This window comes from Sporosarcina limicola (assembly GCF_014873855.1).
In the GTDB taxonomy this organism is placed as follows: Bacteria; Bacillota; Bacilli; order Bacillales_A; family Planococcaceae; genus Sporosarcina; species Sporosarcina limicola.
In genome coordinates this window covers 208,702-221,043 of the sequence record NZ_JADBEL010000004.1, presented here as the reverse complement: position 1 = coordinate 221,043, position 12,342 = coordinate 208,702, and the positions used below count along the sequence as shown (strand labels likewise).

General features: G+C 42.4%; 11 protein-coding genes. All 11 read right to left on the bottom strand.

Annotated elements, in window-relative coordinates; genetic code table 11:
* Window positions 1-6 precede the first annotated feature (6 nt).
* The 11 genes from H4683_RS06010 to bshA all read right to left on the bottom strand — a co-directional run bounded on the left by H4683_RS06010 (window position 7) and on the right by bshA (window position 12,337).
* A complete protein-coding gene (locus H4683_RS06010) occupies window positions 7-717 on the bottom strand; it encodes a DnaD domain-containing protein (RefSeq protein ID WP_192597927.1) in 711 nt (236 codons plus the stop codon).
* 17 nt (window positions 718-734) lie between these two features.
* A complete protein-coding gene (asnS, locus tag H4683_RS06005; protein WP_192597926.1) occupies window positions 735-2,030 on the bottom strand; it encodes an asparagine--tRNA ligase in 1,296 nt (431 codons plus the stop codon).
* Window positions 2,031-2,065: 35 nt separating this feature from the next.
* Window positions 2,066-3,247, bottom strand: coding sequence for a pyridoxal phosphate-dependent aminotransferase (locus H4683_RS06000; protein ID WP_192597967.1), 1,182 nt, complete (start codon window positions 3,245-3,247; stop codon window positions 2,066-2,068).
* A gap of 25 nt (window positions 3,248-3,272) precedes the next feature.
* Entirely contained in the window at window positions 3,273-3,752 is a 480-nt protein-coding gene (locus H4683_RS05995) for a DUF5590 domain-containing protein (protein WP_192597925.1), read from the bottom strand.
* Window positions 3,753-3,798: 46 nt separating this feature from the next.
* Window positions 3,799-6,621, bottom strand: coding sequence for an ATP-dependent DNA helicase DinG (gene dinG, locus H4683_RS05990; protein ID WP_338062402.1), 2,823 nt, complete (start codon window positions 6,619-6,621; stop codon window positions 3,799-3,801).
* Between the two features lie 105 nt (window positions 6,622-6,726).
* Entirely contained in the window at window positions 6,727-7,107 is a 381-nt protein-coding gene (gene panD / locus H4683_RS05985; protein ID WP_192597924.1) for an aspartate 1-decarboxylase, read from the bottom strand.
* The gene (panC, locus tag H4683_RS05980; protein ID WP_192597965.1) at window positions 7,082-7,960 is read right to left on the bottom strand and encodes a pantoate--beta-alanine ligase; all 879 of its coding nucleotides are present in this window, start codon (window positions 7,958-7,960) and stop codon (window positions 7,082-7,084) included. The genes panD and panC overlap by 26 nt, the downstream gene beginning before the upstream one ends.
* Before the next feature lie 10 nt (window positions 7,961-7,970).
* A complete protein-coding gene (gene panB, locus H4683_RS05975; RefSeq protein WP_192597923.1) occupies window positions 7,971-8,816 on the bottom strand; it encodes a 3-methyl-2-oxobutanoate hydroxymethyltransferase in 846 nt (281 codons plus the stop codon).
* A 230-nt stretch (window positions 8,817-9,046) separates the two neighbouring features.
* The gene (locus tag H4683_RS05970) at window positions 9,047-10,030 is read right to left on the bottom strand and encodes a biotin--[acetyl-CoA-carboxylase] ligase (RefSeq protein WP_192597922.1); all 984 of its coding nucleotides are present in this window, start codon (window positions 10,028-10,030) and stop codon (window positions 9,047-9,049) included.
* Window positions 10,008-11,198 carry a CCA tRNA nucleotidyltransferase gene (locus H4683_RS05965; protein WP_192597921.1) on the bottom strand — a complete coding sequence of 397 codons (1,191 nt, stop codon included), beginning with the start codon at window positions 11,196-11,198 and terminating at the stop codon, window positions 10,008-10,010. Before H4683_RS05965 ends, H4683_RS05970 begins: the two co-directional genes overlap by 23 nt.
* A complete protein-coding gene (gene bshA / locus H4683_RS05960; RefSeq protein ID WP_192597920.1) occupies window positions 11,195-12,337 on the bottom strand; it encodes an N-acetyl-alpha-D-glucosaminyl L-malate synthase BshA in 1,143 nt (380 codons plus the stop codon). Before bshA ends, H4683_RS05965 begins: the two co-directional genes overlap by 4 nt.
* Between the last annotated feature and the right edge of the window lie 5 nt (window positions 12,338-12,342).

Genomic DNA, 12,342 nt, shown 5'->3' with positions numbered 1-12,342 from the left:
TATCACCTAATCCCGTTCTTCCAACCAATTATAGAAAGGCACATGTTTTACCGAAACAGCTTGTGGTTGCTGTGCAGGCCGAACACCAATCGTTCTAAACGATCTCGTTTGCTTCTCAACATCTGCGAGTGTTTTAACGTTTTTCTTTTTCCATTCAAAAAGAATTCGGTCGATATAACGAAGACTTAACTTTTGTGCGATGACGGCTTCTTTCAATGCTGCACGGATAACTTCGACCGTATGGCCATCCTCATCAAACCACATCGCAATCGATTCACATTCCATTGGGGATAGGAGACGGCCAAACTCTTGTTCAAATAGCGAAAAGATTTCCCCTTCATCATTTTTCTTACTTTCTTTCTCAACTTCGTCTGAAACATAAGAAATATGATCAATGAGACGACTCCACAAGGGATGTAAGGAGAATGTCTCATATAATACGCTATTCTGATCTTCACTTTGGCTGATTTGAAGAAAACCATGTTGCATAAGTCGTTGTAATATACTAGATACTTCATTTTCCGTTAAATTCATCCGGTTTGCAAAATCAGCGGGTGTCGGAAAACCGTTCCCTTCAGATTGATACGCCGTCATTTGCATGATGAGCATCGCATCCAGATCTTTTATACCAAGGCTTTTATAATGGTGAAAAAAAAGCAGGGAAATGTTAACATTCCCCTGCTCAATCCAAATTCGGAGCCGTTCTTCGTGTTGCATGTCCGAACTCCTCTCTATTAAGGGTATAATCTGTTCAACAAACGTGGGAACGGAATCGTTTCACGTACATGTTCCACTCCGGAAATCCAAGCGACTGTCCGCTCAAGTCCGAGACCGAACCCTGAATGCGGTACTGCCCCATATTTACTTAAATCCAAGTACCATTCGTAAGCTGATTCCTCAAGACCATGCTCTTGAATCCGTTTTTTCATCAATTCGTAGTCATGGATCCGTTCAGATCCCCCAATGATTTCTCCGTACCCTTCAGGTGCAATCAGGTCAGCACAGAGGACGACATCATCGCGATCTGGGTGTAACTGCATATAGAAGGGTTTGATGCCTACAGGGTAATGTGTGATGAATACAGGCATATCATAACTTTCAGCAATCGCTGTTTCATGTGGTGCCCCGAAATCATCTCCCCACACGATGTCATCGAAACCTTTTTCAATCAAGAACTTGATTGCATCATCGTAAGAAATACGCGGGAATGGTGCTTTTATTTTTTCTAGTTTCGAAAGATCGCGTCCAAGACGTTCGAGTTCGAGTGGACAATTCTTCAATGCGGATTGTACCACATGAGCCACATATTGTTCTTGGATTTCTAAGCTTTCCGCATGTTGTACAAATGCCATTTCAGGTTCAATCATCCAGAATTCAATCAAATGACGGCGTGTCTTCGATTTCTCCGCACGGAATGTCGGACCAAATGAAAATACTTTACCGAGCGCCATTGCTGCCGCTTCCATATAAAGTTGACCCGATTGTGAAAGGAAAGCATCTTCATCAAAATATTTCGTTTTGAAAAGTTCAGATGTCCCTTCAGGTGAAGAACCTGTCAAAATTGGTGGGTCGACTTTGACGAATCCGTTCATGTGGAAAAAATCATATGTTGCACGGATTACTTCGTCTCTAATTTTCATGACCGCATGTTGTTTACGTGAACGGAGCCATAGATGACGGTGATCCATAAGGAATTCCGTTCCATGTTCTTTCGGCGTAATTGGGTAGTCAATTGCTACACTGATAATTTCAATGTCTTTCACTTGCAGTTCATAACCAAATGTCGAACGGTCATCGACTGTTACTTCAGCTGTAATATAGAGTGAACTTTCTTGTGTAATTGACTTCGCTTTTGCGAAAATCTCTTCGCCTACTACTTCTTTGACAACAACAGCTTGAACGAATCCAGAACCATCACGTAGTTGTAAGAAAGCAATCTTTCCACTTGATCGTTTATTGGCAAGCCAAGCACCTATACGAACTGTTTCACCCGCATGGTTCGGCATTTCATGTATCATAATTGTTTTCATATTACCCTCCGTAAGTAAACTTTTCTATGTGTACATTATGCCTTCCAGTTTTCCTCAACAAACGTGCGGATACGACGAATGGCTTCTTCAAGCAGGTCAATCGATGTCGCGTAGGATAGTCGAATTGTATCTGGTGAACCGAAACCAGAACCAGGAATAACTGCAACATTTGCTTTTGTTAGTAGCGCCGCGGCAAAATCGTCAACATTCGCAAAGCCTGTATTTTTCGCTGCTTCTGAAACGTCTGGGAGAAGATAGAACGCTCCTTGTGGTTTAAGGACTTTAAATCCTGGTATTGCGACGAATTGAGGATAGACTTGTTCTAACCGTGATTCAAAATCTTTCCGCATCGTTTCCACTGTATCTTGTGGTCCATTATACGCTTCAATCGTCGCATATTGAGATGTCGTCGTTGGATTTGATGTTGAATGGCTTGCAAGATCTGTCATTGCACTGACCACTTCTACATTACCTGCAATATAGCCAATGCGCCAGCCTGTCATCGAGTACGATTTTGAAACGCCATTGATAATAAGCGTACGCTGTTTCGCATCGTCTGAAAGTTGCGCGATGGAAATATGCTGTTCCTCACCGTAAATCAATTTTTCATAGATTTCATCCGATACAATCCAAATGTCCTTCTCTTTACAGACTTCTGCAATCTGTACTAATTCTTCTCTCGAGTAAATCATCCCAGTTGGATTACTCGGCGAATTGATGATGATTGCTTTCGTTCTTGGTGTAACCGCTTCGCGGATTTGTTCGGCTGTTACTTTGAATTGCGCTGCTGAGCTTCCTTCGATATGTACAGGTACCCCACCTGCCAATTTCACTTGTTCTGGGTAACTAACCCAATACGGTGCAGGGATAATCACTTCATCTCCCGGATCAAGCATAACTTGAAATAATGTATAGAGGACATGCTTTGCGCCTATACCAATCATGACTTCTTTTCTTGTATAGTTCAGCCCTTGATCTTTCTGTAATTTGTGAATAATCGCATCTTTAAGAGCGGGGAGACCACCAGCAGGCGTATACTTTGTTTTTCCTTCTATCATGGATCGATAAGCAGCTTCTAGAATATTATCCGGCGTATTGTAATCCGGTTCACCCGCACCAAGACCGATGACATCGATACCGGATTCCTTCATTTCTTTTGCTTTTGCTGTGATAGCTAATGTAGTTGATGGTGAAAGAGTTTTCACCCTGGAGGACATTTTTTTCGTCAACTGTATCGCTCCCTTATAAATTCAGAATTCGTTTCCACCATTGCCCATTCAAAAAAAACACATAAACATAATTCAGTTTGCCATTGTCACTTTTGAATGCGACTTCCCAGACAGGACCTTCTTCTTCCATTCCTAGTGTCACATGAAGAATTTTTTTCACATTTAGTTCTTGCTTGACGTTTTCAACGGCCTTTTCTGCCGTAATCCCGTCCGCTAATTTTACTTCTTTAAAACCGTCTTCCGATTGACTGTCAACAAAAATAGCTTTTTCCTGACCTTCTCCGTCTAACCCGATAACCGTCACAGATGGTACTGTACTATTAAAAGTATTTGCGGAAGTGGCCGATACAAGCTGACCTGACCTAATTGCAGATTCAATCGCTGACTTCTTGGCGTTTGCAAACGGTTTATCAGCATTATACAAAACAGTGATTATGATGACCGAAGTCAACAACAATAGGAAGACGACAATGAATTTAATCCAATTTAACAAAACACTTCACGTCCTGTATGTTTTAAAATTGTTTTTTCTTACATACCTATTCATTATAGCAATTTTCGAGTTCATTGACCATATGTTCGAGCGACACTTTTTTAACGGGTACATCTGGTAGTGATTCTAGAAAGTGACGGCCATAGGACTTCGTTTCGATCCGTCTATCCAAAATGATGAAAAAACCTTTGTCTTTTGAAGATCGAATTAGTCTACCAAAGCCTTGACGCAAGCGCATTACCGCTTCCGGCAGGGCGTGTTCACTGAACGAATTCACACCTTCAGCAGTCAGTTTTGCCGCTCTTGCTTTAAATACTGGCTCTCCCGGAGATGAAAAGGGTAGCCTGACAATAATGACAGCAGATAATGCTTCCCCTGGCACGTCTACGCCTTCCCAAAAACTATTTGTTCCAAAGAGGACCGAGTTATCGAATTGTCGGAAAGACTTCAAAAGTTTCATGCGACTGCCGGAACTGATTCCTTGCGCAAAGAGCGTGTAGTCTTCCAATTGTTCACTTTCCATAATGAGTTCATAGGTTCTTCTAAGCATATCTTGTGATGTAAACAAGACAAAAAGCCTGCCACCTGTCGCCATGACAGTCTGAACGACAGCATGAGCCACCGCTTCGATATATTCTGTTTGGGAAACCTGCTGGATGTCAGGCATATCCTCGACAATGAATATTTCAGCCCCATCATAAAAATGAGCAGGTGCGTGAAATGTTAAAAGCGGGATCGATTCATCGACACCGAGCTGTTTGGGTATGTAACGCTCATTTCCTTGGACCGACAATGTCCCTGATGTCCAAATGATGCCTGTTTGTTCAGTTTTCAATCGGTCGATGAACGTACGAATCATCAAGGAACTATCCAGTGAACGTTTAAAAATGGTGAGGCTCCCGGGAATGCTTCGTTTATCTTTTTCAATCCAAATTGCGAAATCATCCCTTCTATCATCAAGAAAAATCTCGACCCATTCACCGGCTTTGATTTTTAATTCACGAACCCAATAATTCCATTCCGAAAGAAGCACTTGTTCACTCCGAGTCAAGTTGTCAAGTACATTCGTTAAACCACTAGTGAATAATTCGGCTTTGCTGATATAATCAAACATCGCTTCAGAGACTTGTGAAAAGTCTTGTCTCCCAAAACCCGATTCAGCTAGTGTATAGACGATGCGATTTCCCTGCTGCTTCCAATGTGCCGCCGGATTAAATGATGTCAATTTACCAACAGCAAGATCGAATAACCCAATGAACTTAATAAATGCAGCGTCAAGCTGAGATTTAGCGCTAAGTCGCTGCACATCCAACTTCTTGGTTAGCTTATCGACCTGTGGGTATAGTTGCCCTGTTGTATCGGATCCAATCTGCCCCATTACGTACTTCCAATTTGTATAGGAGAATACGATTTCATCCATGCGGGATGCAGTCTGAATGAATTGATGAGCTTCATCAACAATAAGACCTGCAAGTGAACTGAAAATGGTTTGACCACGGTTCAAGTCAGCTAGTAACATGGAATGATTTGTGATGATAAGGGTTGAATGATTACAAGCTTTAAGTAGTCGGTTATGATAATCTGCCTCTTGTTCGTCAGGTTTTAGTCTATTAGAACGCTTTCGGATACGGTCAACGAACAGTTGTCCTCCTCCCGATACATTCAACTCTTCCAAATCTCCTGTCAACGTTCCGGTCAGCCAGACAAGAATTTGCATAATCGTAAATGTTTCATCATACGATTCGTCTTCAACTTGCAGGAGTTCCTCGAATTTATTGAGCGAAATATATTGTTCTCTACCTTTCAGAACTGTTGCAGATACATCTGCCCCCAGCATGGTTCTGACTTTTTCAAGTTCTTCGTCCATTATCTTATCAACCAAGTGATTTGTGAATGTGCTAATGACTACTGGTTTTCCAGTGGTCATGGAATGGATAGACGCTGGTAGAAGATAAGCAATCGTCTTGCCAATTCCGGTTGGTACTTCCGCAATCATTTCTGTTTGAGCAGATAGTGCCTCCCACGCTTTGTCCATGAATCCAAACTGCGATTCCCTTCGTTCAAATCCTGGAAACGCTTGTTCAAAAAGCGCAACTTTCTCGTGCTCTCTCACTGGATAATTTGATAATCCAAAGTGGTTTGTTTCCCGTATCTGTACTTGTCGATATGGAATGCCACGAAAATACTCAAATTCCTGCCCTTGACTGCGAGTACGCGCCTTCTTTAAGGCTTCATAGAATAACGTCGAAAGATCCGTTTTTAACCGGAACGATCTTCGATGCAATAGATTCAACGTATCCTCAGGTAAGGTATTCATCTTCTCCCTGCATGCAAGGAATAGATGAGCGGTTGCTTCTGCGTCGTCGTCAGCGCGATGAGCGGAAGCATGTGGTATCCCTAGTTCTTCGGTGATGTCTTGCAACCGATAGCTCGGGGAAGAAGGGTAGATGATTTTAGCTAGTTCAACCGTATCAATTTTCTTTCCTAGCCACTTACTTACGCCACACCTCGTAAACTCACTTTGTAGAAATGACAAGTCAAAATCCGTATTATGTGCAATGAAAACCGTACCTTCAAGCAGGCCAGCCACTTCGTCAGCAATTTCTTCAAAAAACGGTGCATCTTTCACATCTTCATCAGAAATCGACGTTAATTGACGGATAAAGATAGGAATTACTTGCCCAGGATTAACGAACCGAACATACTTCTCCCCAACTTTTCCATCTTTAATAAACACAATTGCGATTTGAATGATGCGGTCCCCTTTTGTTGGTGAATGACCAGTCGTTTCTAAATCGACGACCGCAAACGTCTTATTGTCCATACGCTCATCAACTTCCTGTTTATCATCTATAGCAAATTGTATCACATTCCTGCTTTCAGGCAATCCAAAGCCTATTCGATTTCAAAAAAAGAAAGGACACATACAGAATCATAAACAATCGATTCCTACGCATCCTTTAGTTTTGTGTAGTTAAATCATCATTCCTTGCTTTTCTCGGATGATCTCCTTAACTGCATTCTTTTCATCCATGATAAGTACGGTCGGTTCATGAGTACGCGCTTCTTCATCCGTCATATAAACATAAGACAGGATGATAACGACATCCCCTCGCTGGACAAGCCGCGCTGCCGCCCCGTTCACACAGATGACACCGCTCCCCCGCTCTCCAGCAATAATATAAGTTTCAAACCGCGCGCCATTATTATTGTTCACCACATGCACTTTCTCATTCGGCAACATTCCGGCAGCATCAAGCAAGTCGCTGTCGATTGTTATGCTACCTACATAATTGAGATCCGCTTCCGTCACAGTTGCACGGTGCAATTTACTGTTCATCATCATTCTGAACATGAAAACCATCCTTTGTAGACATAATAATATTATCAATTAATCTTGTCTTTCCAAACTTCACTGCACAAGCAAGAATAATTTCCTTACTTGTTCCATCATATTTCGTTAATGCAGGATAGGCTAACAGAGAAACATAATCAATGACGCCTAAGTTATTGATTGTAATAAAGTCCGCAACAATCTTTTCGATTTGTTCCGATGATGCACCATCATTAAATACGGCTACACCCTTCTGTAGCGCTTGTTGAATGACAGGTGCTTCCTCACGTTCTTTCGCTGTTAGAAAGACATTGCGTGAACTTTTAGCGAGACCATCCTGTTCACGGACTGTCGGAACACGCACAATTGACGTTCTCAAGTTAAAATCACGGACAAACGTTTCAATGATTGCCAACTGCTGAGCATCTTTCATGCCGAAATAGGAACAATCTGGATTGACGATGTTAACTAGTTTCAATACGACCTTCAACACACCATCGAAATGTCCTGGCCGAGATGCTCCGCAAAGCGCAGACGCTTGAGGGCCCGGCACTATTTTGATGCCGCCCTCATGTGGATACATTTCTTCCGGAGTAGGCATGAACAAAATGTCTACACCCGCACTTCCAGCAAGCTGTGCATCCCGTTGTGCATCTCGGGGGTATGCTTCTAAGTCTTCCCCTGGACCGAATTGAGCAGGATTTACGAAAATGCTCATCACCACAAGATCATTGTCTTTTCTAGCTTGACTTACAAGCGACAAATGACCCTCATGCAAAAAACCCATCGTCGGTACGAAACCAACAGTACGTCCTTCTTGCTTATTTCGGTCAATCAATCCTTGTAATGCTTCAATCGTATGAACCGTTGTCATTTCTATCGTATTAATTGCCATCCGTTTTTCCTCCGTATAAGGCCGTCAATTCTTCTTCCTTCATGGTAAAACGGTGATGCTCCGCGGGGAATGAACCGTCCTTCACAGATTTCACATACTTTTTCAGTCCGTCTCTGATAACCGTTCCACTATCTGCAAATGCTTCAACGAATTTCGGAATATGATGACTTCCGTATTTCACGGTGTCATGGTAAACAAGCACTTGACCATCTGTACCCGCGCCAGCACCAATGCCGATAACTGGTACGCCAACAGCTGCTGAAACCTTTTCAGCTAACTGATAAGGAATACATTCCAGCACAATCATGAATGCACCCGCCTCTTGACAAGCAATCGCATCATCAATAAGTTGTTGCGCCGCTTCCGCCGTCTTCCCTTGCACTTTATAACCGCCAACAACTGCTACGGATTGTGGTAACAGCCCGAGATGCGCAACGATAGGTATACCAGTCCCCGTTAGCAGACGAGTCGTTTCAATCACTTTCCCCGCCCCTTCGAGCTTTAATGCATTTGCTCCCGTCTCTTGAAAAATACGAACTGCTTCTACTAGCGTTCGATCTCCAGAACCGTGATAGGTCCCAAATGGCATATCGACAACGAGAAACGTGTCTTTCGCCCCTCTTCTCGTTGCTTTTCCGTGATGGATCATATCGTCCGTCGTCACCGCAACCGTCGAATCATAACCAAGCACAACCATGCCCAGCGAATCCCCGACTAGAATGATTTCAATTCCCGCCTCTTCTGAAATTTTTGCAGAAGGATAATCATAGGCAGTCATCATGACAATTTTTTCGCCCGTTTTTTTCATCTTGATAAAATCGAGTGTACTCTTCACTTTATTTTTCCTCCTTTTTGGGGAAGAAACCGAAAATAAAAACCCTAATGCCCGAAAATGGACAGAAGGGTTGTATCATCATAAGATGGTTTCCTCCGTCCCTGTCTGTTGTAAGATCAAGGCAGATCATGTTGAACTATGCAATTTAATCATTTTACTAAAGGTGCAGTTCGCAGTTGATACCGCCCTTCGACACTACTATAGCAAATTGCAAGAACGCTGTATACAATTCATTTTGAAATAGTGATATCCGCCGAATAGATTCCTCGGATTGACCCATCATCCAGCTTCAGTTCCAACACACCTTCATTTGAAATACCTAGTGCTGTTCCTACGATTGTCTCGTTCAACATAACAGCACGAATTCGTTTCCCTGTCGTATTTGAAAAGCCTTCCCATAAAATCTTAATCGGACCGAAGCCATGCTTTTCATACATCTCCGTATAGAGTTCAAGAAACCCAAGAATTTTTGCAATTAATTGTGCGCGGTCAATCGGATTACCAACAACTCTTTTGAGAGAAGTTGCAATTGCATGCAATTCATCTGGAAAATCCTCTTCATCTTGGTTGACATTCATGCCGATACCCAAAATAATCGCTTTCACCTGGTCCGGATCCGATTGAAGTTCAGTTAAAATGCCCGTTATTTTTTTGCCGCCAATCAAAATATCATTTGGCCATTTAATATCCGCGTCGATTCCAGTCATCTCCTGAATTGCACGTGTAACGGCAACCGCTGCTACAAGGGTCATTTGCGGTGCTTGCTGGGGAGTCAGTGTTGGACGAATAATGATACTCATCCAAATCCCTTTGCCTGACACCGAACTCCAAGGCCGCGCCATCCGCCCTTTTCCTGCCGTCTGTTCTTCCGAAATGATGACAGTACCATCTAACGCACCATTCTGCGCCTCTTCATGCGCTATGATTTGAGTCGAACTACATGTTTCAAAGTAACGGATATACTTTCCGTAATTCTTTGTCGTTAAATATTTCTGTACATTCGCTTCGTTCACCCGATCAGGGGATTTTATGAGAAAATATCCTTTTTTTCGAATTGTACCGATTTCATACCCTTCCTCTTCAAGTTCCTTGACGTATTTCCAAATTGCGGTCCGGGACAAACCGTAATGATCGGCAATCTCTTGTCCAGATACCGGCTCACCTTCCGCCTCAAACAGTCTTTTTAGTAACTCATTTTTCACGATTGAATTCATGTAGGAACCATTCCTTTATCGTATTTGAATCATTGTCACATCGTCCATGCAAAACCGCATGTTCAATTAACCCGATCCATTTCCCAGTCCACGGTCCACCCTTTAATCCAGTCCAACTGATTAACACTTTGCCGTCAACCTTCAAATCTTTAACGGATTGAATTGGTAATGATTGTTTTCGATGCATAATTTCAGTATTTGAAATTTTTTCTTTATCTGCATGATAGGCCTGAAATAGCTTTTCCGCTGTGAATAGAACTTGCAAATCATAGGTATAATAATCACCAATTGAGAATGGTTGAAATCGTCGCTTCTCATAAGCCTCGTTTACAGCGGTGATAACCATTTGCTCGTGTTTGGATAGCTTATATGCCTTCATGACGTCTGTTGGTGAAAAATTACCCGCTACCATGAAACAAGCCCATCCTTCGACCGCAGATTCGTAGGGCACTGTAGAAATTAATCTAGCTGCTTTAATTGGAAAAAGAGGTAAATGAATACCTAAGCCAGAGTCTTGAATATAGCGAAACGCTTTTTCAGGGTCGATTCCGTTGAATAATTTATCCATTTCAGCTTTCAAACGTTCAATGGAGATATAACGAATCTGCTGTGCATTCTCAGCAATCGCTTTATAGGTATCTTCCTCAATAGCAAAACCGAGGACAGAGGCAAAACGAACAGCACGAAACATCCGAAGCGCATCTTCTTTAAAACGGTTCGCTGGATTTCCTACAGCCTTGATAATTTGGTGAGCGATATCTTGTTTACCACCGAACAAGTCGATGAGTTCACCCTCTTTTGTCATGGCAAGCGCGTTCATTGTAAAATCACGGCGAAGTAAATCTTCCCGTAAGGACTTGACGAATTGCACTTCATCGGGACGCCGATGGTCTGTATACGTTCCTTCTGTCCGGTAGGTTGTTACTTCAATGGGTTCTCGTTGCATAAGAACAAGGACCGTGCCATGTTCTGTACCCAGATCCACCGTATTGGAAAAAACAACTTTCACTTCGTCTGGTTGTGCTGAAGTCGCAATGTCCATATCAGTCGCGGGTTTCCCTAACACATAATCCCTTACTGCTCCACCAACAAAAACAGCTTCATACCCCGCTGCTTCAAGGCAACGAATAACTTCACGACTTGGACCCGTTCCGAAAGAGTTGGTCATTTATTTTCCGCCACTTCATAATAGAGTTTCTCGTATTGAGACACGATTGTAGAGGAATGGAATTTGTCCCTCGCTGTTAACAATGCTTTTTCTTTAAGTGTCGTATATAGTTCTTCATCCGTTAATACTAGAAGTGCCTTGTCAACAGCCGCTGGAATATCTCCCAGTTGAACTAGGAAGCCATTTACACCGTTTTCGATTACTTCAGGAATCCCACCAACATTCGTTGCGATTGATGGTAGTCCGCAAGCAAGAGCCTCCAGTAGAACGAGACCAAACGCCTCTTTTTCAGATAAATGAAGCATAAGGTCGCTTATCGCAAGAAGTTCCGGTAAATCATCTCGTTTTCCAGTGAAAATGATTTTTTCTTGAAGGCCCAACTCATTAACAAGCGCTTCTATAGCATTTTTCTCTGGACCTTCACCGACAAGAAGTAATTTTGCATTAATTGAAGCAGCAATTCCCTTAAAACTTTCAATAATATCGGGAATGCGTTTAACTTTCCTAAAATTAGATATATGAATTAGAACTTTTTCATCTTCATTAATTCCAAGGTCACTTTTAAGTGTTCCTGGATCGACAGGTTTGTATTTTTCATTGTCAATGAAATTATAAATCGTCATAATATCTCTTTCCGGTTCTATCAATTCTAATGTCTCTTGGCGAAGCGATTCCGAAACAGCAGTTGTGGCATCCGATTTGTTTATGCCATAACGGACTGTATTTCGAAGTCCAGGATCATGTCCTAGAATCGTCACATCCGTCCCGTGCAACGTCGTAATCACGCCAATCGTAGAATTCGCCATATCCTTACCTAATGCGGCCGATACCGCGTGTGGGACAGCGTAGTGGACATGGAGTAGATCTAGTTTTTCCGATTCGATTACTTGTGCAATCCGATTGGCCAGCGCAATGTCATAAGGCGGATATTTAAAAACGGAATAACCGTCTATTTTCACTTCATGAAATTGGATGTTCGGGTGGGCATCCAGAAAACGGAATGGTCTACTAGATGTTATGAAATGCATCTCATGGCCTCTATCTGCCATCATAATACCCAGTTCGGTAGCTATTACACCAGAACCGCCGAGGGTAGGGTAGCAGATTACACCCACTTTCAATTTTTTCAATCTCAACATCCCTT

Bases quoted from the DNA above. Each gene is read 5' to 3' on its own strand.
- H4683_RS05965 (WP_192597921.1), bottom strand. From the start codon at position 11,198: ATGACCAACTCTTTCGGAACGGGTCCAAGTCGTGAAGTTATTCGTTGC.
- bshA (WP_192597920.1), bottom strand. From the start codon at position 12,337: ATGTTGAGATTGAAAAAATTGAAAGTGGGTGTAATCTGCTACCCTACC.
- H4683_RS06000 (WP_192597967.1), bottom strand. From the start codon at position 3,247: ATGTCCTCCAGGGTGAAAACTCTTTCACCATCAACTACATTAGCTATC.
- H4683_RS05970 (WP_192597922.1), bottom strand. From the start codon at position 10,030: ATGAATTCAATCGTGAAAAATGAGTTACTAAAAAGACTGTTTGAGGCG.
- H4683_RS06010 (WP_192597927.1), bottom strand. From the start codon at position 717: ATGCAACACGAAGAACGGCTCCGAATTTGGATTGAGCAGGGGAATGTT.
- panD (WP_192597924.1), bottom strand. From the start codon at position 7,107: ATGTTCAGAATGATGATGAACAGTAAATTGCACCGTGCAACTGTGACG.
- asnS (WP_192597926.1), bottom strand. From the start codon at position 2,030: ATGAAAACAATTATGATACATGAAATGCCGAACCATGCGGGTGAAACA.
- panC (WP_192597965.1), bottom strand. From the start codon at position 7,960: ATGACAACGGTTCATACGATTGAAGCATTACAAGGATTGATTGACCGA.